Here is a 23,884-nt window from a genome sequence, read left to right as displayed (position 1 = left end):
ATGACGCCGCTGATAACCGTTGAAAAGCTGAGGCGTGAGTATGCTTCGGGCGAGGGCACGATCGCCGTCCTCAAGGACATAGACCTGACCATCGAAAAGGGCGAGATGGTGGCGATCGTCGGTTCCTCAGGGTCCGGCAAGTCCACGCTGATGAACATCCTGGGCCTGCTCGACCGGCCGACATCGGGAACCTATCGCATTTCCGGTCAGGAAACCTCCACGCTCGAAAACGACGAGCGCTCGGCCTTGCGCCGGGAGCATTTCGGCTTCATCTTCCAGCGCTACCATCTGCTGTCCGAACTGTCGGCGCTCGGCAATGTCGAGATACCGGCAGTCTATGCCGGTCGGGCCCGCTCGCAAAGGCGCGAGCGCGCTGCCGCCCTGCTTGGGCGTCTCGGAATGGCTGAGCGGACCGGGCACCTGCCGGGGCAGCTCTCGGGCGGCCAGCAGCAGCGCGTTTCGATTGCCCGCGCGCTGATGAACGACGCCGAGGTCATCTTGGCAGACGAGCCCACCGGCGCGCTCGACAAGGCGAGTGGCGACGAGGTGCTACGCATCCTGGACGAGTTGCACGCCGAGGGGCGCACCATCATCATCGTCACGCATGATCCCGGCGTGGCCGCGCGCGCCGGACGCATCATCGAGATTTCGGACGGCCGCATCATCGCCGACCGCCGTTCGCAGAGGGATTCCGCCGGCGTCGAGACCGCTGTTTCGGCGACGCCCGAAGCACCGTCTCCTTCGAAGATCGGCGCGCGCGTCGATCGCTTCCGCGAAGCCTTCTTCATGGCGATCAAGGCGCTGCGTGCACACCGCATGCGCAGCTTCCTGACGATGCTCGGCATCATCATCGGAATCGCCTCGGTCATCTCGGTCGTGGCACTCGGCACCGGAAGCCAGCAGAAGGTGCTGGCGAACATATCCAGTCTCGGCACCAATACCCTGGAGATATTTCCCGGTACCGGCTTCGGTGACGTTCGTGCCGCAAGGGTCAAGACGCTGGTCGTGTCCGACGCAGACGCGCTGTCGCAGCTTTCCTATGTAGATGCGGTCACGCCGACCGTCTCCACGGCTGAGACCGTCCGTTTCGGTGCGGTGGAGGCCAATGCGCTCGTCAACGGCGTCGGCAGCGAGTATTTCGTCGTAAAGGGCTCCACGCTCGTTAACGGGCGGCTTTTCAACGCGGACAGCGTTGCGTCCATCGCACAGGATGCCGTAATCGATGAGAACGCCGCAAAGGCGCTCTTCGGCGACAGCGGGCGCGATCCGATCGGTCAGGTCATCATGGTCGGCAGCGTTCCCTGCCGGGTCGTCGGTGTGATCTCGTCGCAGCAGGGCGGGTTCGGCTCCAGCGACAACCTCTCGATCTTCCTGCCCTATACCAGCGTGCAGGCGCGCTTCCTCGGCGACATGTCGCTCCGGAGCGTCACGGTCCGCGTGGACGACACGGTCGATACCGCCGTGGCCGAACGGGCCGTGACGGAGTTCCTCACCCGCCGCCATGGCACGAAGGACTTCTTCATTCTCAATACGGACGATATTCGCCAGACTATCACCAGCACGACGCAGGCGCTGACGCTGCTTGTGAGTGCCATTGCCGTCATCTCGCTCGTCGTCGGCGGGATCGGGGTGATGAACATCATGCTGGTATCCGTTTCGGAGCGGGTCAGCGAGATCGGCGTGCGCATGGCGGTCGGCGCGAGACGCCACGATATCCTGCAGCAGTTCCTGATCGAGGCGGTGCTCGTCTGCCTCATCGGCGGCGTGGTGGGAATAGCGGCGGCGTTGGCCTTCGGACTCGCCTTCAATGCGGCCGGCACCAGCTTCACGCTGGTCTTCTCGATGACGCCGATGCTCGTGGCGTTCGCCTGCTCCTGCTTCATCGGCATTGTCTTCGGCTATCTCCCGGCCCGCAACGCTTCCCGGCTCGATCCGGTGGCGGCGTTGTCATGACCCGTGCGGGGGCGCAATGTATCACTCGACAGGCAAGGGCAGCCCGAGACCAGGAATGGCCAACCGCGAAGAGAAACGACCCGTAACCCAAACGGCCCGGAAGCGGGGACGCCCGAGGACGCAGAGCGACGACGAGCGCCGCGCCTTAATCGCTGACATCGCCCGGCGCACCTTCGTCGAACTCGGCTATGCCGGCACGACGACGGATATCGTGGCGACGCACTGTCGGATTTCGAAGCAGACGCTCTACCGGCTCTTTTCGACGAAAACGGCCCTCTTCCTCGCCGCCGTCGCCTCGCACCGGCAGATGATGCTGGCGCTGCCAAGGCCGGAGCAGGAGGAAGGGAGCCTGCAGGACGTGCTGGAGCAGATCTTCATGATCGACCTGGACGAAGGAAGCTACCGCGAGCGGGAGGCGTTCATCCATGTCGTCATGCGGGATTCCGCGCGCGTGCCGGAACTTGCAGAGATCTTGCGGAAGGAGGGCATCGAGCGATCCCGCGACAGTCTCGCAGACTGGCTGAAGCGGCAGGATGAAGCGGGCCGCCTTGTCATGGATGACCCCCAGAGCGGCGCGAGAATGCTGATGGACATGATCTTCGGGGGGATGAGGCCCGGATGGCTCAGTCCGGAGGCCCGGCGCGTTCATCTGCGGCGATGCATCCGGGTTTTCGTCCGCGGCGTCTCGCCAACCTGATGTCGAGCAATCGCGCTCAGCGCAGGCGGTGATCCATCCGGCTCAATCGGACGACGTTTGATTCGCTGAGGGCATGTTCGATTTCGGCAAACAGGCCCTCGATCAGGTCGATGAACTCGGCGCGCCGCCGATCGCGCAACTCCGGCGGCAGATTGTCGACGGTGGCCAGCGCACGTTCGGCGGCTGCCAGATCATCGCACATGGAGCGGAAGTCGTCGTCGCGCCAGATCAGCGCTCGTATACGTTCGGCCTGCATCGGAAATCGACGAACGACCGATGGCATGCCCTCGCTCAAGCTGAAATCGGCAGTCGCCATGCCCACGCGTCCTCCCTGTCAGGAGCGTTGATGCATCTCTTGCGATGATATTGGACAACGTGTCGAGTTGACGTAAGATACCCGAGTATACAGGCGTGGGCGCCTGTGGCCTCGCGTGTTGCGGCTGGGGGAAGCTATGAGCCTCGTACACCAGGGAACACTGCTGGCGGAGGTGGAGACGCCGCCCTCGGATCGCGAAGTCAGGGCGCAACTGGCGAAGATCCAGGGCAGTTCAGCCTTCGAAGCGCCGGAACGCGCGCGTAGATTTCTTACCTATGTCGTTGATGAAACACTGCAAGGTCGCTCCGACCGGATCAAGGCCTTTTCCATCGCGGTCGAGGTGTTCGGCCGCGACGCTTCCTTCGACGCCCAGAACGATCCCGTCGTCCGCATCGAGGCCGGGCGCGTTCGTCGCTCGCTGGAGCGATACTACCTGCTGGCCGGGCAGAACGATCCCATCATCATCACCATGCCCAAGGGCGGGTATGTGCCGGTCTTCACCCGATTCGGGGGGGCGGTAGCAAGACCGCAGTCCGATGAGGGACGCCGTACGAGCGTAGGCTCCCCGCCCGCGCTCCCGCGCCAACTGGCCTGGGCGGTTGTCGGTGCTGCCGCAGTGGTCGTGGCGGCGCTCGTCGTCTACACGGCGCTGGTGCGACCTGCGACAGAGCTTGCCAGGCGGCAAAATTCCATTCCAGGAAAACCGGGCGTTGCGACGGTGCTCATCGAGCCGTTCAAGGACCTGACCGACACAAGAAACTCGTCTGCCCTGGCCAGAGGGCTCACGGACGAAGTCATCGGTCAGATGGCGCGCTTTCGCGAAATCACCGTTGTGACCAAGCAGGCGGATCCGGGCGGTAAAGAGGACACCTCGCAGCCGCATGGTGGACTGCCTTTCTATGCGCTCGAGGGAAGCGTGCGCACCGACGAGCAGAAGATCCGTCTGAGCGTGCGCTTGCTGGATCGTGCCGACAACTCTGTCATCTGGTCGAACAGCTACGACCGCCAACTGCAGGTCTCAGACGTATTGGCCATGGAGACCGACATTGCGCGCTCCGTGGTGACAGCTTTGGCGCAGCCTTACGGTGTGATTTTCCAGACGGATGCAGCCAGGTTGCTGCAGTCGCCGCCCGACGACTGGGACGCCTATGCATGCACGCTGTCCTACTATGGGTATCGCGCAAATCTCGACAGCAGATCACATGCCGCCGTTCAGAACTGCCTGTTGCGCGCTGCAGAAAAGTATCCGGATTATGCGACTGCCTGGGCACTGCTTTCGCTCACCTATCTCGATGAGTACCGCTTCCGCTATCACCTGCGCTCACCTGCGGTCGCATCGATCGACAGGGCCGCGGAGACGGCGAAGCGTGCGGTCGAACTCGATCCGGAAAATCTTCGCGCTCTGGAGGCGGAGATGCTCGCCTATTTCTTCCAGGGAAATGTGGAGACGGCGCTTTCAATCGGCGCGCGCGGCATTTCGATCAATCCGAACGATACGGAGTTTGCGGCGGAGTACGGCTTCCGGCTCGCGCTGGCGGGCGAATGGGATCGGGGGTGCGCGATGGTCTCCGATGCCCTCGGTGCCAATCCCGGACCGCTCGGCTATTTCGAAGCCGCCCTGGCCGTATGCGCCTATGTCAAGGGCGACTACGGCGCGGCGGAAAAATGGGCGCGCATGTCGGACCTTGCCAGCAATCCGATCTACCGCATCATCATGATCGCCATCCTCGGCCAACGTGGCGAGATGCAGGAGGCTGCGGAGCAGATGCGCTGGCTGGAAATCAACGCTCCGGAATTCGTCAAGGATCCCGCGCGGGAAGTCCGCACCCGGATCCATCGCCCCGAAGATCAGGCGCATTTCATCGATGGCTTGAAGAAGGCGGGCATGGCCTTGCCTTCACCCGCAAGCGTGACCCGTTGACAGGCCGAGCCGACATAGGGGCGGACGATAGCCGCGCCGTTGATGCGTGCGCTGTGCCGCAACAGACCGATTCCGCCTTCGTCGGTTCGAGCCATGTTCGTCGCCCGGCTCGTTTCGGAGCTGTCCTGCATTGGAAATGGATGTGATGGAGCCGGTCGCCGACATGCCCGACCCCTCGCAGAGCACCCTGCAAGCAGTTGTGGAGCCTGTGCACGTCCTGGCCGCGCGCGTCGGTGCCGTGCTTTCGGCAATGCCGCATGATGTCCTGGATGCGGCCGAACGCCGGCAGGCGGATGGATTTGTTCACCTTGAGGATCGGGAGCGCTACCAGGCAGGCCATGCGCTCGTTCGCCATGCGATTGCAGCCGTGAGCGGTATTCCGGCCTCTGCACTTGCCTTTGTGGCCGGCCCGAATGGCAAGCCTGCGACCGTGGTGCCGATGGGGCTCGACTTCAACCTGACGCATAGCGGCCGATGGGTCGCCATCGGCCTGTCGAGGTCGGGGGCTGTCGGTGTCGATGTCGAGGCAGATCGACCCGAGGCCTTCTGGCGCGAGATAGCGGCTTCCTTCCTGTCGCCCATGGAAATGCGGGACCTGCCATCGGCGGGAACGTCGCGATATCTGCGGGTCTGGACGGCGAAGGAGGCGGCTCTGAAAGCTTGCGGCGCCGGCTTCTCCATCGCGCCAGAGAGCATTTCCGTCGCTATTCAGGCCGGCGGCTTCTCCGCCGACATTGCCGGCAGACACGTTATCGGGACGTGGCATCTGCTGGACGACGACCACCTGCTTGCGGAGGCCCGGGATGCCGCGCGCGCCTCGTTTGTCGCGTGCCGAACCTCAAGCGAGCTCACGGACGAACTGGAGCGCCTCACAATGGCACGGCAAGCCTGGTTCGGCGGCGCCTATTGACGCGAGGGCATGGGCTTTTGGCCCAGAATAGTTTCGAAAAATGGCGATCGTCAAGCATTTGTAATATTTGCCGTATGTTCAAGTCGGAAGTATTGTGCCATAAATCTGCTAATTGAGGATCGGCGTCGCCCGGTTTGACCCACGAAATACATATTGGGCGGACGCTTTTGGCGCGTCTTCTCCTTGGGGGGTTTGTTTGTTTTGACCCCTTCTGTTGAAATTACGGTGCATTGCATGAATCTTCCGCCTCGGGAGGTTTCCCATACATGGAGCGTCACTATTGTTTCACCGTCTCATGCTTCGGTCGTTTCTCACGATTTCTCCCACCTCCTTCTACTTCCCGAAATAGGCTAAGATCGGCCAGTCGCCGTAAGTATATCTCGCGGCGGCCGCCGTGCAGATCCATACGAACGCGCTCAGACGTGGAAGCAAGTGCCTTTCCTGCAGAAACCGGGTCGAGCGCGTGATGCGTTCAGGCCGGCGGTCCTGTCGGCCTCGGTGTCCCGGCCCTTCAGGAATCCCGCGTCACCGGAATTGCCATTGGGAGTTTCGTTATGAACACAAACGTTGGAATGCTGACTGGACGAGAAGCCGACCTGAATTTCAATTCCGCGGTAGCACATGTCGCCGGGCAGGCGGCACGCGGACGTGGCGCAGCGACACAGCCGGCCGAGATCGCCCCCCTCGTTCCAACCTATGCATTCTCGACGGATGCTCTCCGCGTCGCTGACCGCTTCGACGCCTGGTGCCGCAGTTTTGCGCCGATGGTCGATCTTTCTCGCGAGACGCGCGGAGATTTTTACGGAAGCCAGGATCTTTGGGATCTCGGCGGGCTCGCCTTCTCCCGGATCAAGACGGGGGCGGTGCGCTATTCCTGCAGGCCGCCGCAGGCGCAGAGCCACCCGCTCGATCATTGGGTGATGACGCTGCTGCTCAGCGGCCACTCTTCAACGACGACTTCCAACGCAAGCTTCGTCGGGCGGCCTGGCGTGGTTCAGATCCACACGCTGGGCCGGAAATTCCAAGGCGCGATGTCGGACAGCGAAATGCTGATGCTGTGGGTGCCGCGCGACTTCTGTCGCGATATGGCCGGGGTACTCGACGCGGCCGAGTTCACGACGCTCGACACGGCGATGGGGCGTATGTTCACGACGTTCATGATTGGCCTCGCCCATCAGGTGACGTGCATGCGTGTGGACGAATTGCCGAGGTTGATGTCGGCGGCGCGGGAAATGATTTTGTCCTGCGTGGCACCCAACGCCGACCGGCTGGACGAGGCGCAGGGCACCCTCGTGACGCTCCGTCTGGAAAAGGCGCGGCAGTTTATTCAGAAGAACCTCTACAATCCGAAGCTCGGGCCGGAGATGCTGATGCGGGAGTTGGCGATTTCACGCACGCGCCTCTACCGGCTTTTCGAACCGGCCGGCGGCGTCAACCGCTACATCCAGCACCGCCGGCTGCTGGACGCCCACTCCGCGCTCGCCGATCCCAACGAGCAAAGGCGCATCCTGGAGATTGCCGAACAGCGCGGCTTCGACGGTGCCGAGTTCAGCCGTGCTTTCAAGCGCGAGTTCGGTTACAGCCCGAGCGACGTTCGTCGCGGGGAGCGCATCGGGCGGCCGAGCTATGCGGCGGAAAGCATGTCCAGCCTTCCCCCCGAGGAGTGGCTGGGCGCCCTTCTATGGCGCCTGCAGAACGACAGGAAGGCGGCCTGAACGGTCTGGCGCCAAGACCGCGGGTGGAGGATTTCACTGCCCTATTGGCGCCGGTCGCCGCCGGCAATGTTCCCGCGGAGCACGCTTGATTGGCCCAGAGCTCGCTGAGGTTCCTATACCTCGTCAGACGCCGTTGTGGCCGGCGGGATCATAGAAACGCAAACGGACGTCTGCCGCGGCAAGGCGTTCGAACAGCTTGCGTTCTTTTGCGATCGGCCACCATTCGTACAGGAAGATCTCCAGCGGACGCCACAGCGCCACCCAGCCAACGATCACGAGACCTTCCTCGACGAAAACGACGATGCCATTTTCCGGCATGAAGGCGGCGAAGGCCTGCGCCAGGATCAGACAGGCGCCGAGGATCAGGCAGCCGATGAGGAGGGTCCTGCGGCCGGTGCTGAACAGCTCGCGCAACTCCCTGTTCGTAACGGCCGCGCGCTGGCGGAAGAAGGTGGCGATCGAGGCGCGCAGATCGCGCGCCACTTCCTGCTCGCCCGTCCCTTCGGGAAGATAGACCACGAGCTCAAACGGCTTGTCACGTGGCATTTCGCGGGCGCTGTCGGCAATGTATTCCTCGGCATGCGCGGCCAGATCGCGCGCACGGAAGGGTAGCGGATCCAGCGTCTCGAACAGCTGCGACAGGTCGCGCAGCTTGATTTCGATCCGATTGACCGCATCGCCATTGCTCATCGTTTCCTCGCCGCGGTGCAGCGCGTCGGGCGCCGGCTTGCCCGATGTCACGACGTCGTTCGCCGGCCGCGTTGCGCCATCCATCGGGGCGCTCACGAGCCGGCCGGTGCCAGTTCCGGCTGTTCGGTGCCGGTTGGCGCAGGCTCGTCCTTCGCCTGCGGCGGTACACGGAACCAGAGCACGTAGAGAGCCGGCAGGAAGATCAGCGTCAGCACGGCCGCCACGATCAGGCCGCCGATGACCGTAAAGGCCAGCGGCTTCCAGAACGGATCGCGGATGATCGGCAGCATGCCGAGAATGGTCGAACCGGCCGTGAGGAAGATCGGTCGGACACGGTCCGCCGTTGCATCGATCACGCTCTGCCAGGAGCGCCCGTGCTGCTCGATCTTCTTGTCGATCTGATCGATCAGGACGACGGAGTTGCGTGTGATCATGCCGATCAGGGCGATCATGCCGAGCACCGCAATGAAGCCGACGGGCACGCGCGTGATCAGCATGATCAGCACGACGCCGATCAATCCGAGGGGCACGACGCTGATGACGAGGAACAGCCGCTGCACGCTCTGCAACTGGAACATCAGTATGACCAGGATGATGACGGCCATCACCGGCAACATGGCGGTCACGGCGGCAAGGCCGTCCTCCGCTCCCTCGACCGAGCCGCCGACCTCGATCCGGTAGTTCGGGTTGTCCTGCGCGAGCGCTGAAATCTTCGGCGCGGCCGCATCGACGATGTCGGTCGCCAGCACGCCCGTTGCCGCATCGGCCTGGACCGTGATCGTCGTGGATCCGTCACGGCGCCAGATCAGCGGCTGCGTTGTCTGGTATTCCACCGATGCTATGCTTGAGAGCGGCACCGTGTGGTTGGGGCCCACCGGGATTTGCAGCGACCGAAGCGTGTTGATGTCGATGCGCTGCTCCGGGGTCGCGCGGATAACGACATTGACCAGATAGATCGAGTCCCGCACCTGCGTGATCGGCAGGCCGGAGGACGTCGCAAACAGCGCCTGGGCAATGACCGAGGAGTTCAGCCCGACCAGCCGGGCGCGGTCCTGATCGACATTGATGACAACCTTGCGGATCGGCTCGTTCCAGTCGAGGTTCGGCTCGACGGCTCCCGGAACGTCGTGGAGCACGTCCGCGACCTTCCAGGCGAGGTCGCGGACCCCGGCAATATCCGGCCCGCTGACGCGATACTGGACGGGCCAGCCGACGGGCGGTCCCATTTCCAAAGGTGAAACGCGTACGATGACATTGGGGAACTGGTCGTCGAGCTGTTGCTGCAGCCGCGCCTGCAATTCATCGCGTTCGCCGACACTCTTGGCGATGACGACCGCCTGCGCGCGGAACGGCGCCGGCGGGTTGATATCCATCGACAGATAGAAGCGAACGGGATCCGAGCCGACATAGAAGCTCCAGTCCGCGACGCTTTCGTCGGCGGCCAGAATTTCTTCGATCCGCGTCACCTCGGCACCGGTCGCCTCCTGCGAGGAGTCTTGCGGCATGGTCAGGGACAGGAGGAGTTCCGGCCGATCCGAGGCGGGAAAAAATTGCCGCCGCATGTATTGCGATGCGAAGATCGAAACGACGAACAGGGCAACCGTCGCCAGGATGACGAGGACGCGCATCCGTATGCAGGCGAACAGGATGTTCTTGAACCCGCGAACGAGCGCACCTTCCGCTCTCTCGCCCGTGCTGGTGCTTTGCTTCAGAACAGCAAGGCCGACGATCGGGGTCAGCAGCACGGCCACCAGCCAGGATACGATCAACGCAAATCCGATGACGAAGAACAGAGAGCGCGCATATTCGCCGGACGAGCTCTGGGCGAAGCCCACCGGAATGAACCCGGCGATGGTAACGAGGGTGCCGGCGAGCATCGGGAAGGCCGTCGAGGTATAGGCGTAGGCAGCCGCCTTGACGCGGTCCATCCCTTCCTCGATCTTCGCCATCATGATCTCGACGGTGACCATCGTGTCGTCGATCATCAGCGTCAGCGCGATGATGAGGGCACCGAGGGAGACACGCTGCAGGGCGATGTCGGTGATGTTCATGAAAAGAAACGTCAGCGCCATCACCAGGGGAATCGATACTGCCACGGCCAAACCGGCGCGAACCCCGAGCGCCAGGAAGCTGACGCCGAGCACGATGATGACGGCCTGCCCGAGCGACGTCGTGAAGCCGCGGATAGCGTTGTCCACCACCGTCGGCTGGCTTGCGACCCGCGACAAGTCGATGCCGATCGGCAGGTCGTGCTCGAACCGGTTCATGACGGCGTCGATGTTCGCGCCGAGTTGCAGGATGTCGCCGCCGGAGGCCATCGAGACGGCCAGTCCGATCGCAGGCTTGCCGTTCACCCTGAACCGTGGCTGCGGAGGGTCTACCGTGCCGCGCGTGACGCTGGCGATGTCGCCGAGGCGGACGAAGCCGGAGCTGGTCGGAATATTCAGATCGCGCACATCGTTTTCGTTCACGAGGCTGCCCGACACTTGCAGGACCGTCCGATCTCGATCGGTGGTCAGCTGGCCAGACGGAAGGACCGCATTCTGCGCCTGTATGGTGGAGATGATGGTCGCGGTGCTGAGGCCGAGGCTCGCCAGCCGTTCGACGGAGAACTCAATGTAAATCGTCTCTTCCTGCGTGCCGATCAACTGGACCTTGCCGATATTGTCGAGCTTCAGCAGGCGGTTGCGCGCTTCATAGGCCCAGTCTCGAACTTCGCGGTCGCTGAAGCCGTCGGACGTAAAGCCGTAGATGATGCCGAACGTGTCGCCGAAATCGTCGTTGAAGAAGGGCCCGCGGACGCCGGCGGGCAGGGTCGCGGCGATATCGCCGACCTTCTTGCGGGCCTGGTACCACGATTCCCCGACCGCATCTGGCGGCGTCGCATCATCAAGAATGACATAGATGACCGACTGCCCGGCGCTCGTCAGGCTGCGCAGATGGTCGAGATGCGGCACCTCTTCGAGCGTCCGTTCCAGCCTGTCGGTGATCTGGTCGGTGGTCTGCTCGATCGTGCCGCCCGGCCAGCCGGCGGAGACGACCATTGTCTTGAAGGTGAACTCCGGATCCTCGTCGCGGCCGAGATTGACGTAGGCGAAAATGCCCGCGGCGGCGCTGAGCAGAACGAGAAAGATGATGAGGGCCTGGCGCTTGATCGCCCATTCGGACAGGTTGAAGCCTTCGTTCATCAGCGGTTTCCCTGCAGCAGGCGCACAGCCATGCCCGGGCGCAGCTGCTGCGCGCCGGCGACGACCACGTTGTCGCCGGCGGCGATGCCCTTCGTCACCAGGAAATCGTCCGTCTCGAAGCGCAGGACGGTCACCGGCACCAGTTTTGTCGTGCTGCTCGCGGGATCGACGACCCAGACCGCCGAGTCGTTGCCCTTATTGAACAGGGCCGTCATCGGCAGACGGGCGACGGCATCGCCGGCGAGGCGGACGCTGCCGCGCACCGCACTGCCGAAACGGAAGTCTTCCGGCGGATTGTCCAGGGCGACGCGGACGGTGAAGTTGCGGGTGATCGCGTCGGCCACCGGCGAGATCTCGCGGACCCTGCCGCCGGTCGTGCTCTGCGGATTGCTCAGAAGCCGCACCTCGATGCGCATGTCGCGACTGGCCGCCTGGATCGCGCTTTCGGGGACCTGGAACACTGCGTCCTTGTCCTCCAGGCGCGCCACGCGAACCACCATCTGGCCACCGCCGACATTCTGGCCAACCTCGGCGCCGACGGCCGTGACGACGCCATCGGTATTGGCCTTCACGGTGCGGTTGTCGAGGTTGTTGTTGGCGACGCGAAGCGCAGCTTCGGACGCGTCCTTGCTCGCCTGGGCCGTGGTAGCCTGGGCGATCGCGGCATCGAGCGCCTGCCGGGTTGCCGTGCGGGGATAGAGCGACTGGGTCCGGTCTCGGTTCTGGACGGCGTTCTGCAGGTTAGCCACGGCCGCAAAGACGTTGGCTTCGGCCTTGCGGACGGCATCCTGCTGGTCTTCGGAATCAAGCCTTGCGAGTACGTCGCCCGCCTTGACAATATCGCCCACCTCGACGGCGCGCTCGCGCACTTCGCCGCCCTGTCGGAAGCTGAAATTGGTTTCGAAACGCGGCTGCACCTCGCCAACGAGCGAGCCGAAGGTGTCGTCCGGATTGAAGGATACGGTGACGGTCTTTACCGGCCGCGGGGGCACCTCCGTCTGTTCCTCCTCGTTCTGGCAACCGGTTACGAGAAACAGTGCGGCGGCCAGCCACATGCCGCGCACGGCCACCTGTCGTGTGAGGAAGAGCTTCGGCGTCATGAGAACCTCTTGTGGCGGCTGGGACAGCGCGCGACCGCGGCCGCGCGCGTTTCTCTCGAAGGTTGTCAGTAGTCGACCGCATCACGGATGATCGGGCAGGTCATGCAATGACCGCCGCCGCGTCCGCGGCCCAGTTCGGCGCCGGTGATCGTAATCACCTCGATGCCTTCCTTGCGCAGCAGCGTGTTGGTGTAGGTGTTGCGGTCGTAAGCATAGACAACGCCCGGCGAGGCGCAGACGAGGTTCGCGCCACTGTCCCACTGGGTGCGTTCGCGCATGTAGTCGTTGCCGCCGGTCTCCACAACGCGCATTTTCTTGAGGCCGAGCGCATCGCGCACGGTCTCGACAAATGTGCCCTTGTCCTTGTGCAGTTCGACACCACCCTTTCCGTCGGGGCGGTAGGAGAAGGCGTCGATGCCGTTGACGATATCGGGATAGAGCAGCACGCAGTCACGGTCGGCGAAGGTGAACACGGTATCGAGATGCATGGCCGCGCGCAGCTTCGGCATGGCTGCGACGATGACGCGCTCCGCCGCGCCCTTTTCGAACAGGGCCGCCGCCACCTGGCTGATCGCCTGGCGTGACGTGCGCTCGCTCATGCCGATCAGCACGTTGCCCTTGCCGATCGGCATGACGTCGCCACCCTCGATCGTGGCCAGCCCCCAGTCCTTGGTCGGGTCGCCCCACCAGACGTTCACCTTGCCGGCGAAATCGGGGTGGAACTTGTAGATGGAGGAGGTGAGGATCGTCTCTTCGTGCCGGGCGGGCCAGTAGAGGGAGTTCAGCGTGACGCCGCCATAGATCCAGCAGGTCGTATCGCGGGTGTAGAGCGTGTTCGGCAGCGGCGGCAGCAGGTATTCGTTGACGCCGGCCGCATCGCGGATCAGCATCAGCTGGTCGCCGCCGACCGTCTCGGGGAATTCATAGGTCGAAAGGCCGCCGATCAGCGTTTCGGCGAGTTCCCGGTTGGAGAGGCCCTCGAGATAGGAGCGGACCTCGTCCAACAGGCCGAGGCCGATCTGGTTCGGCACGACCTGGTTGTCGAGGATCCATTTCTTGGCCTCGGGTATGGCCACGGTTTCCGCCAGCAGGTTGTGCATCTCCACCACCTCGATGCCGCGATCGCGCATCTTGGTCATGAAGTCGAAATGGTCCCGCTTGGCATTGTCGACCCACAGCACGTCATCGAACAGCAGGTCGTCGCAGTTGGAGGGGGTGAGACGCTGGTGCGCGCGGCCGGGCGCGCATACCATGACCTTGCGCAGTTGGCCGACTTCGGAATGCACGCCGAAATTGCTTTCCATCTTGGGGACTCCCGTTCTTTTCTCGTTAGTGGGTGATGGTGCCTGTCAGCAGGCCGTATGTGCCGATAGCGCCGGCTACGACGGTGACGGCAAAGATGACGAGTTCCACAGGCGTAAAGATCTGTGCGTTCTGCTCGCGGCGGGCCCAGAAGTAGAGAATGGTGCCGGGCACGAAGAGCACTGCGACCAGAAGCACATATTTCAGACCGGCGGCGACGAACATGAACAGCGTGTAGACCACTGCGATCCATGCGAAGATCTGGTCTCGCCCGCGCTCCTGCGGCGTCGTCTCGTAGCCTTCGCCGCGCCGGGCGATCAGCACGCCGTAGCCGGCGACGAGAAGATACGGCAGCAGCGCCGTCACGCTCGTCATGTCGAGCATGAAGTTGAAGGCGTCGCGCGACCAGTAGGTCGAGATCACGAAAAGCGAAACGACGATGTTCGTCAGCCACAGCGCGTTGGCCGGCACGCGGTTGCGGTTCTGTGCTGCGAATATCCGCGGCATGTCCCTGGAGTTCGCCGCGGCGAACAGCACTTCGGCGCAGATCAGCGACCAGGCGAGATAGGCGCCGAGCACCGATACCAGTACGCCGATGGAGATCATCACCGCGCCCCAATGGCCGACCGCGAGTTCCAGCGCACCGGCGAGCGACGGGTTTTGAACACCGGCGATGTCAATGCGCGGCGCAGTCGCATAGGGCAACAGCGTGACGGCCACCATCAGGCCGGTCACGGCGACGAAGCCCAGAATGGTGGCCGAGCCGACGTCGGAACGCTTCTTCGCAAAGCGAGAATATACGCTTGCGCCCTCGATGCCGAGGAAGACGAAGACGGTGATCAGCATGGTGTCGCGCACCTGTGCAACCAGCGACTTCTCGTACATGCCGACGCCGCCAAAGAAGTTCTCGGCAAACTGCGAGTAGTTGAAGACGACGACGAAGGCGATGATTGCGATGATGAGCGGCACGATCTTGGCGATCGTGACGACCGTGTTGATGAAGGTCGCCTGTTCGACGCCGCGCAGGATCATGAAGTGGAAGGACCAGATGCCGACAAGAGAGACGACGATCGCGGTCAGCGTGCTGCCGTCGCCGAACACTTCCGGAAAGAACCGCCCCAGCGTCGAGCCGATCAGGACCCAGTAGAAAACGTTGCCCAGGCAACTCCCCAGCCAGTAGCCGAAGGCCGAAAGGAAGCCCATGTAGTCGCCGAACCCGGCCTTGGCGTAGGCGAAGACGCCCGAATCGATGTCAGGTTTCTTCTCCGCCAGCGCCTGGAACACCCTTGCCAGCATATACATGCCGGTGCCCGCGATCAGCCAGGCGATGATCGCGCCGAACGGTCCGGTGGCGCTGGCAAAACGGCCAGGCAGGTTGAAGATGCCCGCGCCGACCATGGAGCCGACCACCATGCCCGTCAGTGCGAACAGTGAGAATTTCTGCGTCGTCTCCGTAGCCATCTCGCCCCCGATAAGTGCTTTAAAACTACTGATGATTTTCGTTGGATGCCGTCGCATCGGCCCAAACTATAATGCGGAACAACAACGGCTGTGATGAGCACAGAATCCCAAAACTATGCTTTGCGTTCACAATTCCGCCCCTTGACTTCCGCGAAAAAAAGCTGCCGCCCGCCCGCTGCGATCGGCGTTGCTTCCCCTTGCCCCTTGAATTCAAGCGGTCGGCATCGGGCAACGGCGGGTTAGGCCGTGATTACGCCTGTCGCGATCAGGTAGATGGCGAGGCAGGCACCGAGGACTGCGAGGATGAAGAGCCCGAGCTCCAGCGGCGTGAAGGCACGTTTTGCCTGCTCCCGGCGCGCAATGAGATAGAGAATCGTTCCAGGCGCATAGATCACGGTGGTCAGCAGAAGGTGTTCGGAGCCTGCGGCATAGATCAGGCCGGCGGTGTAGAGCGTCGCAATGCCGGCGCGAACGAGATCGGCGCGGCGAGAACCGGGCTCGCCGCCGTAGGTTTCCCCGCTCCATGCCAGCTTCAGACCATAGGCCGCGACCAGAAAATACGGGATGAGAATCATCGAGCTCGTGAGCTCAAGCGCCAGGCGGAAGGCATACTGCGTGAACAGCGTGACGATCAGGAAGATCTGGACGACGATGTTCGTCAGCCACAGCGCGTTCGAGGGAACGCCCTGCGCGTTCTCATGGGAAAGAAAGCGCGGCATCGTCTCGTATTTCGAGGCCGAGTAGAGGATCTCGGCTGCCAGCAGCACCCAGGAGAGATAGGCACCGGCAACCGAGATCAGCAGGCCGACACTGACGAACACGGCGCCCCACGGGCCTACGACGGCCTGGAGCACCCCCGCCATAGACGGGTTGCGCAGGCTGGCGAGTTCGGCCCGCGGCAGCACGCCATAGGAGAGCAGCGTCACCAGGATCAGCAGGCACAGCACGCCGGCAAAGCCCATCAGGGTCGCGATCCCCACGTCCTCTCGCCTGCGGGCATAGCGCGAATAAACGCTCGCGCCCTCGATGCCGACGAACACGAAGACGGTGACGAGCATTGTCGCGCGAACCTGGCTGGCAACGTCCGACAGGCCGGCCTGCTCGCCACCCCAGAAACTCGCGGTGAATTGCGCGGCATCGAAATTCAGCGCGACGATGACGATAAAGAGCAGGATGGGAATGATCTTGGCGAAAGTGACGATGTTGTTGAGCGCCGTCGCCTGCTTGATGCCGCGCAGGATCAGCGCGTGCATGCACCAGAGCAGTACCGACGAGACCGCGACCGCCGCGATCGTGTTTCCGTCGCCGAAGACGGGAAAGAACAGGCCGAGCGTGGACTTGATGAGCACGAAGTAGGAAACGTTTCCGAGGAGGGCTGCGGACCAGTAGCCGAGCGCGGACAGAAAGCCCGGATAGTTGCCGAAGCCTGCCTTGGCGTAGGCATAGATGCCCGCATCGAGATCGGGCTTGCGGCGTGACAGCGTCTGGAAGACAAGCGCCAGCATCAGCATGCCGACGCCGGCTATGGTCCAGGCGACCAGCGCGCCGAACGGACCTGTGGCACGACCGAAGGCCTGCGGCAGCGAGAAGATGCCGGCGCCGACCATCGAGCCGACCACCATTGCCGTCAGTGTCCAGAGCGTGAATTTCTGCGGCGTCACCGGCGCCATGTCCTTCATCCATCCCTTGCAATATCAGTCCCTGATTCCTTCAGGGTTCCCGCGATCCTGCACAATCGACAGCGCTCTGTAATCGGCTGCGAATCCCAAGACTTGGCAGAGCGTCCCGTTTGCCGCGGCGGCGTTTCTCCGCGGGTCTCTTCGGAACGGGCCGCCCCTGTTGCCGTCAGACGAGACCGGTGATCTATTGCAGCCGCGTTCGTCACATGATTGAGATGATGCGCCAACACATTGAAGCATCGCATGCGCCGGACGTTCGACCCCGCTGTCCTTCCGGCATCCGTGCGTTTCGTGGGCCGGGCAAGATCCGAACGGGGCGACTTTGACGAAGCGACTGATACTCCTGCTGACGATGCTTGCGGTTCTTTCCGGATGTGGGGGGCGTGCGGTCACCGGGCTTCAGGCCGGGGTCTCCGGCGAAAAGTCTGCAGCCGTCGTGCCGATCTTCCTTGCCACCAACCGTGCGCGCTCCGACAATCCGGCGCTGCCCTATTCGGCCGAACGGTCTCAGATGCTCAATTTTGCCGAATTCGACATCGGCATCCCCGGAAACCATATGCCCGGCCGGGTGGAGACGAGTTCTCGCGTTCCCGATCCCGCGCGCCAGTTTGCCGCTCTCGACTATCGCCCGATCGAGGACCGCAAGCGCTTCGTCGCCGCGCTGAACGCTGCCCTCGCCAAGCGCGCGCCGGCAGACCGGGAGATCTTCATTTTCGTCCACGGCTACAACAACAATGTCGCCGAGAGCCTGTTCCGCAACGCGCAGATCACCCACGACTACGGGATCAACTCCGTGTCGCTTCACTATGCCTGGCCGTCCGGTGGTGCCATCCCGCTCTACGTCTTCGATCGCGACAGCGTCATCGTCGGCCGCCGCGGGCTGGCAGAGACGATCGAGATCGCCGCACAGACCAATGCGACGAACGTCGTTCTCGTCGGCCATTCGATGGGGGCCTACGTGGTGATGGAGGCACTGCGGGACCTCGCGCTCAGCGGCCGGCAGCGTTACCTGCAGCGGTTCGGCGGCGTGGTGCTCGCTGCCCCCGATATCGATATCGACGCCTTCCAAAGCCAGGCGGACGATATTGGCAAGCTGCCGCAACCCTTCACCATCATCGTTTCGCGCCGCGACCGCGCGCTGGGCTTCTCGCGGCGCATCGCCGGCGGCCATCCGCGGGTCGGCAGCGGCGCCGATATTGCACTTTTGCAGTCGCGCGGCATTACCGTGCTCGACGTTTCGGAACTCGAGGGCGGCACGCACAGCGTCTTTGCCAGCTCGAAAACGCTGATGAAGCTGGTCGACAACAGCCGCCTGATGCGCGCCACCCTCGACGACGAGAAGGCGTCTACGGAGCCGTCAGCCCTTGCCGCCAGCGCCGCCGCCGTCGAGGGTGCCACCTCCCTGACACTGTTCCTGCCCGCCCGTCTGATCGGCAGAATTGCGACTACGACGCCCAGCCAATAGCGCCCCGGAAGCGCGGGGCGGCGAGCGTTCGGCGTCCTGTCGAATGGGACGCAGTGCCATGTACAATTGCCGGCGCTCGTGCATCATCACCCGGAAGTGAGCCTTCCGTGTCCGTTCTGCGGCACATTTCAGGAGCGCATGCCTGTGTCATCGGCGGAAGACAGACGACAGCGAACAGGATCCTCACTGCCCGCAGGGTTCACCGGCCTGTGGCTGCTTTTGTTCTCCCTCTGGCTGATCTTCAATAGTTCGCTCGCCCTACCGATCCTTGCGACCGGCGTCGTTGCCGCAACCGCGCTGGCCTGGATCTTCGCGACGCGCAGCACGGTCTGGCACGATGTGCGACTGACGCCGCGCACGTTCTATCACTTCCTCGCCTATACCGGCGTCTTCTGCGTGGAACTGGTGAAGGCGAACGTCAACATGCTGCGCTACGTCTATTCGCCGCGTATCGACATTCATCCCGGCATCGTCAAGATCCGCATCAGGTTGCGCTCGCCGATCGGCCGGCTGGCGCTTGCCAATTCCATCGCGCTGACGCCCGGTTCGCTCGTCATGGATGTCGAAGAAGACGCCCTTTACGTCCACTGGCTGGATGTCAGGACGACGGATATCGAGCAGGCGAGCGCGATGATTGCCGGGCCGTTCGAAAAGCATCTGGGGAGGGTCTTTGGCTGACACGATCCTCCTGTTTGCCGGCTTGTTGATCCTGCTGAGCATTGTCTTTTCCTTGCTGCGGCTGGTCATCGGCCCGACGATGGTCGATCGGGTGGTTGCGATCGACACGCTGACGGTGATCTCGCTGTCGCTGGTGGCGCTCTATGCCCACCTGTCGGGTCGCTTCGTCTATCTAGACGTGGCCCTCGTCTACGGGCTCCTCAGCTTCCTTGCGGTGCTGGCGCTAGCCCGTTTCCTGGAAAAGGGGCGTTAGCGATGCTGTCTGAGCTCTTCATTCTGGTCATCTGTGCCGGCATTCTCGTCAGCGGCATCCTCGCGGTCTCCCTGCACGGCCTGATGGCGGCGATGATCAGCGCGGGACTGGCGAGCCTGTTTGCCGCCGTGTCCTATGTCCTGCTGGCCGCACCGGATGTGGCGATGGCCGAGGCTGCGATCGGTGCCGGGCTCTCGACGCTGGTTTTCCTTTACGCCATTCGCAAGACGAACGCCGGAAAGGAGTGACGATGGAATTGATCGGCAGCATCGTCATCCTCGTCGGCGCGTTTTTCCTTTTTTCTGCGGGCCTCGGCCTTCTGCGCATGCCAGATGCGTTTACCCGCATACAGGCGGGTACCAAGGCGTCCACGCTCGGCAACATCCTCGTCCTTGTCGGCCTGGGTTTCTATCATCCCGACTGGGCGCTCAAGCTGCTGGTCATCGCCTATTTCGTCATCCTGACGAACCCCATGTCCTCGCACGCGCTTTCGCGCGCAGCGCATGCCATACGCACGCCGATGGCGGCGGGCACGGTCGTCGACGCGCTGTCCGAACGGAACGGCGCGGCGAAACAGGGAAGGATGCGGCGATGAGGCGGTTGTTCGGCGCGATCGCCGTCCTTCTTTTCGGTGTTGTCTTGTCGGGCGTGGCGACCGGCTATGTCGAGCGCATCGCTCCATCGGAACTCGCCAGGCGCTATCTGGCTGAAGTCCCGCTCGACCTTGGCGCGGCCAACGTCGTCACCGGCATCCTGATCACCTATCGAGGCTTCGATACGCTGGGCGAAGTCGCCGTGCTGTTCATGGTGGCGGCGACGGTCGGCCTTCTGCTGGGTGCCGAGACCCGCGGCACTTCCGTAGCTTCAAGGCCTGAACCGCGGCCGCCGAGCGAGCTCGTCAGCAATGGCGCCGAGATCGTGCTTCCCGTCATATTCCTGTTCGGCGTCTATGTCATCGCCAATGGGCACCTGTCCGCCGGTGGCGGCTTTCAGGGTGGCGCGGTGGTCGCGTCAGCCGTAGGCTTGATGGTGCTGGCGCGGCCGTCGATCGGCCTCGACCACGGCTTTCTCAGCGTCGCGGAATCGCTTGCCGGCGTCTTGTACGTCACGGTCGGCATACTTGGCCTGGTCCTCGCTGGCGGCTTTCTCGACAGCCGGTTCCTGCCGCATGGCGCGTTGGGCGCCTTTGTCAGCGCGGGCGCCATTCCGCTGATCTCCGCGCTCCTCGGCATCAAGGTCGGAGCGGAGCTCAGCGTTATCATCGATCGATTCCGAAGCTGACGAGGGCAGGATGGGACTGCCGATTTCGCATGTGCTTCTGGTTACAGGCCTGCTGCTGATGCTGATCGGGCTGTGGGGCGTCTTTGCGCACAGGAACATCCTGCGCATCATCATCGGCTTTTCGATCTTCAACACCGGGATCCACATCGTCATGGTCGCGACGGGTTACGTGACGGACGGCACCGCGCCGATCATAGACAGGGCGCTGCCCGTGGGGGAGGCCGTCCGCCGCGCCGTCGATCCGATCCCGGCTGCACTCGTGGTGACGGCGATCGTGATCGGCTTTTCCGTGACCGCTGTCATGCTCGCCTATGCCGTCAGGCTCCATCAGGCCCGCAAGACGCTCAGCATCGACGCCTTCACGGAGTCGAAATGGTAGAGGGGCTCATCCATCCGCTGAACATCTTCCTGCTGGGGCTTGGCGGCGGCTTCCTGATACCGCTCCTCTATCGCCTGTCGAAGCGGCTGCCGGCGGTTGCCTTCTGGGTGGCGCTTGGCGGGATTGCGGCGCTGTCGGGGATCTGTTTCTGGCGCGTTCTCGAAGGGGGAGGGGTCATCGAAATCGAGACGGCGGGCAGCCTGCCTCCGCTGGCGATCAGCCTGCGCTTCGGCGTCGCCGAGGGTTATTTCGCCTTTCTCGTCAATCTCGTCGCGGTGCTCGGCGCCTGGCAACTGTGGCGCAGTCTGCGGGAAAGCTACACCACCCTGCTTCTCTACCTGATCCTCGTCATGGGCATCAACGGCATGATCATGACGCGGGACCTGTTCAATCTCTTCGTCTTCCTCGAAATCGTCTCCGTCGGAACCTACGGCCTGTTCGGGCTGGGGCGGTCGCCGTCGGCGCTCGCGGCGAGCTTCAAGTACATCATGGCGACGGTACTGGCCTCGTCCCTTTTCCTTCTGGGTGCAGCGCTTCTCTATCACGTCTGCGCGACCCTCAGCATCGACGAGTTGATTGCCCGGCGCGGGCTGATTGCAGGGCCGGTCGGGGCGACGGGGCTGATGCTGGTGCTGGCCTGCCTCGTCATCGAACTGAAACCCTATCCCGCCAACGGCTGGGGGCTGGATGTCTATGAGACCGCACCTGCAGGCGTCGCCGCGATCGTTTCGGTCGGCGTCTCTGCCGGCGTATTCTTCGCGCTCCTCAAGCTTCTGCCGCTGTTCGAGCCGCATCTGACGCTGATTGCCATTTCGGCGGCGATCACGTTTCTCGCCGCCAATCTGATCGGCCTGCGGCAGGCGAATGTGCAGCGGATGCTGGGATGCTCCTCCGTTGCGCAGATGGCGCTCCTGACGATGGCGCTCGCGCTGTTGTCGCGGTCCGGTGACGCTGAGTTGAACGTGGCGTTTGTGATTGGCGGGCTTTTCGCCAATCACCTTTTCGCGAAGGCGGGATTGTTCTGGCTGGCTGGCGCTCTCAACCGGGAGCGGATACGGGACTGGAACGTGCTGTCCACCGGCGCGCCTTTCGTGATGGTTTTCGCGGCTCTGCTCGTGGCGATCGCCGGGCTGCCGCCGTTCCCCGGCTTCTGGGCCAAGTGGGAACTTGTCATGCAGCTTGCTGTCAACGGGGATCAGGTTTGGATCGCCGTCGTGCTGTTCGGCTCGCTGCTGGAGGCCGCCTACATGTTCCGGTGGTTCTGCCGGGCGGTGGGCGACGCAAGAGGCGAGGATGCCGCGGTCTCGGCATTGATGCGCTGGCGCCGCGGCCTGATGCCGTCCGCCGCATGCGTGGCGCTGCTTCTTTTTGGCGGTGTTGTTGCGGCGTGGGAGGTGGGCGCGGCCTCGGCCTGGCTGTTCGCCCCGCTGGTGTCCGGTGTGATTCTGCTCGCCTCCGAAGGCCTCGCTGGCAGGGTGAAATGCGTTCTGATGCTGCTTCTGGTATCCGCCGTCGGGTTCTGGCTGCTCCAGGGCGTCGGCGGTATCAGCGGGCTGTTTGGCGCGCTGTTTCTGGCAGGCGGGGTGGTGATCGCTTCGGCGGGCCTCTATCGCGACGATGCGCGGCATGGCTACTACCCGCTGATGGCGGTGTTGCTGCTGTCGATGATCGCACTGTTGCGGGCAACAACCAGCCTTGAGTTCTTCTTCTGCTGGGAAATGGTGACGCTCGCCTCGTCGTTCCTGCTTGCCCTTTCGCCATCGGCGCGCCGATATGTCCTGCAGTTCTTCCTGTTTTCGCTCGCTGCCGCCTTCCTCCTGCTTGCCGGTTTCGGACTTGTCGCGGCGACACTCGGAACGAGCAGCTTTTCCGCCTTCGTGACGGCCGGGCCTGCTGCGGCACCCGCCTTTGTGCTGCTGGCGCTCGGCTGCCTGGTCAAGATCGGCGTCATCGGCGTGCATGTGTGGTTGCCCAACGCGCATGCGACGGCCGATGGCGATCTGTCGGCCATATTCTCACCGCTCGTCACAAAGGTGCCGGCCTTCGGGCTGTTCATGGCGACCTATCTGGCCACACGCTCGCAGGTCGGCCTCGAGCTGGCACACGTTGTCGGATGGATCGGCATGCTGACTGCGGCCGGAGCCGCGCTGCTGGCCCTCAACGAGCCAGACATGAAGCGGATGCTCGCCTATTCGAGCCTCAGCCAGACCGGATACATTGTCGCCGCCATATCCTTGATGAGCCATCTTGGCTGGGTTACTGCCCTCTACCTCGTGGCAAACCACATGATGGTGAAAGGCATCCTGTTCCTAACGGCGACGGCCATCATTTACCGTACGGGCCTGCGGCGGCTGGAGGACTGCGGGGGGCTCGCGCGCCGGATGCCGCTCACTTTCATCGTGTCGGTCGCCGCCCTCGTGTCGATGTCGGGGCTGCCGCCACTGGCGGGCTTCGGCGGCAAGTGGCTGCTCCTGACCGCCATGCTGCAGAAAGAGTGGTACGGCCCGCTTGCGCTCGGGGCCGTCGCCACGCTGATCGGCCTGCTCTACATGTTCCGCTTCGGCCACGCGCTGTTCCTCGGGCCGCTCAAACGCGCGCTTTCGGATGCGCGCGAAGCGCCGGCCGCTCTCCTCGTTCCGCAGTTTTTGCTGCTCGCCGGCATTCTGCTGCTGTCGTTCTTTCCGAAGCCCTTCATGGTTCCGGTATCCGCGGCGATCGACCCGCAATTCGCGTCGACGCTCGTATGGCAGGGCATGTCGCTCGAACTGATCTACGCCTACTGGGATCCGACGAGGGCGATTGTCATCGCCGTTATCATCGCGGCAATCGGCTGGCTCGCCCTTTGGTTGATCTATCGTGGGGGGCGCCATCCAGCGCAGGTGCCGGGTGTGGCCCG

At 63.4% G+C, this 23,884-nt stretch carries 19 protein-coding genes and 1 pseudogene; 13 read left to right on the top strand and 7 right to left on the bottom strand.

The window, feature by feature from the left end; translation table 11 throughout:
* Positions 1 to 1,953, top strand: a complete 1,953-nt coding sequence (locus tag CRO48_RS03515; protein ID WP_097136359.1) for a MacB family efflux pump subunit — start codon at positions 1 to 3, stop codon at positions 1,951 to 1,953.
* Between the two features lie 55 nt (positions 1,954 to 2,008).
* Positions 2,009 to 2,650 carry a TetR/AcrR family transcriptional regulator gene (locus tag CRO48_RS03510; RefSeq protein WP_097136358.1) on the top strand — a complete coding sequence of 214 codons (642 nt, stop codon included), beginning with the start codon at positions 2,009 to 2,011 and terminating at the stop codon, positions 2,648 to 2,650.
* A gap of 16 nt (positions 2,651 to 2,666) precedes the next feature.
* Here the strand turns inward: CRO48_RS03510 and CRO48_RS03505 are convergent, their stop codons facing one another.
* The gene (locus tag CRO48_RS03505; protein WP_245423410.1) at positions 2,667 to 2,966 is read right to left on the bottom strand and encodes a hypothetical protein; all 300 of its coding nucleotides are present in this window, start codon (positions 2,964 to 2,966) and stop codon (positions 2,667 to 2,669) included.
* A 136-nt stretch (positions 2,967 to 3,102) separates the two neighbouring features.
* Between CRO48_RS03505 and CRO48_RS03500 the strand changes: the two genes are divergently transcribed.
* The 3 genes from CRO48_RS03500 (at position 3,103) to CRO48_RS03490 (ending at position 7,512) form a co-directional block, all read left to right on the top strand.
* Complete coding sequence (locus tag CRO48_RS03500; protein ID WP_097136357.1) at positions 3,103 to 4,887, top strand: hypothetical protein; 1,785 nt, start codon at positions 3,103 to 3,105, stop codon at positions 4,885 to 4,887.
* Positions 4,888 to 5,032: 145 nt separating this feature from the next.
* On the top strand, positions 5,033 to 5,797 hold the full coding sequence (locus tag CRO48_RS03495; RefSeq protein WP_176526642.1) for a 4'-phosphopantetheinyl transferase family protein: 765 nt from the start codon (positions 5,033 to 5,035) through the stop codon (positions 5,795 to 5,797).
* Between the two features lie 554 nt (positions 5,798 to 6,351).
* Positions 6,352 to 7,512, top strand: coding sequence for a helix-turn-helix domain-containing protein (locus CRO48_RS03490; RefSeq protein WP_097136355.1), 1,161 nt, complete (start codon positions 6,352 to 6,354; stop codon positions 7,510 to 7,512).
* Positions 7,513 to 7,635: 123 nt separating this feature from the next.
* On the opposite strand, the gene CRO48_RS03485 is transcribed toward CRO48_RS03490, so the two are convergent.
* The 6 genes from CRO48_RS03485 to CRO48_RS03460 form a co-directional block, all read right to left on the bottom strand.
* Entirely contained in the window at positions 7,636 to 8,286 is a 651-nt protein-coding gene (locus CRO48_RS03485) for a hypothetical protein (RefSeq protein ID WP_245423409.1), read from the bottom strand.
* 8 nt (positions 8,287 to 8,294) lie between these two features.
* Positions 8,295 to 11,390, bottom strand: coding sequence for an efflux RND transporter permease subunit (locus CRO48_RS03480; protein WP_097136353.1), 3,096 nt, complete (start codon positions 11,388 to 11,390; stop codon positions 8,295 to 8,297).
* Positions 11,390 to 12,490 (bottom strand): efflux RND transporter periplasmic adaptor subunit, encoded by a 1,101-nt coding sequence (locus CRO48_RS03475; RefSeq protein WP_097136352.1) that lies wholly within the window; start codon positions 12,488 to 12,490, stop codon positions 11,390 to 11,392. The genes CRO48_RS03480 and CRO48_RS03475 overlap by 1 nt, the downstream gene beginning before the upstream one ends.
* A gap of 65 nt (positions 12,491 to 12,555) precedes the next feature.
* A complete protein-coding gene (arcA, locus tag CRO48_RS03470) occupies positions 12,556 to 13,794 on the bottom strand; it encodes an arginine deiminase (protein WP_097136351.1) in 1,239 nt (412 codons plus the stop codon).
* A 25-nt stretch (positions 13,795 to 13,819) separates the two neighbouring features.
* Positions 13,820 to 15,253, bottom strand: a complete 1,434-nt coding sequence (locus CRO48_RS03465; RefSeq protein ID WP_097136350.1) for a basic amino acid/polyamine antiporter — start codon at positions 15,251 to 15,253, stop codon at positions 13,820 to 13,822.
* 239 nt (positions 15,254 to 15,492) lie between these two features.
* Positions 15,493 to 16,923, bottom strand: coding sequence for a basic amino acid/polyamine antiporter (locus tag CRO48_RS03460; protein WP_097136749.1), 1,431 nt, complete (start codon positions 16,921 to 16,923; stop codon positions 15,493 to 15,495).
* A 361-nt stretch (positions 16,924 to 17,284) separates the two neighbouring features.
* Here CRO48_RS03460 and CRO48_RS03455 point away from each other — a divergent pair, with 361 nt between their 5' ends.
* The 8 genes and pseudogenes from CRO48_RS03455 to CRO48_RS03420 form a co-directional block, all read left to right on the top strand.
* The gene (locus tag CRO48_RS03455) at positions 17,285 to 18,397 is read left to right on the top strand and encodes an alpha/beta hydrolase (protein ID WP_097136747.1); all 1,113 of its coding nucleotides are present in this window, start codon (positions 17,285 to 17,287) and stop codon (positions 18,395 to 18,397) included.
* 138 nt (positions 18,398 to 18,535) lie between these two features.
* Positions 18,536 to 19,075, top strand: a complete 540-nt coding sequence (locus CRO48_RS03450) for a Na+/H+ antiporter subunit E (RefSeq protein WP_097136349.1) — start codon at positions 18,536 to 18,538, stop codon at positions 19,073 to 19,075.
* Positions 19,068 to 19,328 carry a monovalent cation/H+ antiporter complex subunit F gene (locus CRO48_RS03445; RefSeq protein WP_097136348.1) on the top strand — a complete coding sequence of 87 codons (261 nt, stop codon included), beginning with the start codon at positions 19,068 to 19,070 and terminating at the stop codon, positions 19,326 to 19,328. Before CRO48_RS03450 ends, CRO48_RS03445 begins: the two co-directional genes overlap by 8 nt.
* Positions 19,329 to 19,330: 2 nt before the next feature.
* Complete coding sequence (locus CRO48_RS03440) at positions 19,331 to 19,576, top strand: hydrogenase subunit MbhD domain-containing protein (protein WP_245423408.1); 246 nt, start codon at positions 19,331 to 19,333, stop codon at positions 19,574 to 19,576.
* A gap of 2 nt (positions 19,577 to 19,578) precedes the next feature.
* Positions 19,579 to 19,923: a monovalent cation/H(+) antiporter subunit G gene (mnhG, locus tag CRO48_RS03435; protein ID WP_097136346.1), complete on the top strand. Its 345-nt coding sequence runs from the start codon at positions 19,579 to 19,581 to the stop codon at positions 19,921 to 19,923.
* Positions 19,920 to 20,609 (top strand): hydrogen gas-evolving membrane-bound hydrogenase subunit E, encoded by a 690-nt coding sequence (mbhE, locus tag CRO48_RS03430; protein WP_097136345.1) that lies wholly within the window; start codon positions 19,920 to 19,922, stop codon positions 20,607 to 20,609. The genes mnhG and mbhE overlap by 4 nt, the downstream gene beginning before the upstream one ends.
* Positions 20,610 to 20,619: 10 nt before the next feature.
* Positions 20,620 to 20,988 (top strand): sodium:proton antiporter, encoded by a 369-nt coding sequence (locus tag CRO48_RS03425; protein WP_097136344.1) that lies wholly within the window; start codon positions 20,620 to 20,622, stop codon positions 20,986 to 20,988.
* Positions 20,982 to 23,465, top strand: a pseudogene (locus CRO48_RS03420) (complex I subunit 5 family protein); the annotation flags it as partial. The gene CRO48_RS03425 and the pseudogene CRO48_RS03420, both read left to right, overlap by 7 nt.
* Between the last annotated feature and the right edge of the window lie 419 nt (positions 23,466 to 23,884).

This window comes from Rhizobium subbaraonis, from assembly GCF_900220975.1.
Lineage (GTDB): Bacteria > Pseudomonadota > Alphaproteobacteria > Rhizobiales > Rhizobiaceae > Mycoplana > Mycoplana subbaraonis.
The sequence above is the reverse complement of the archived record's forward strand: the minus strand, read 5'-3'. Positions and strand labels throughout refer to the sequence as shown.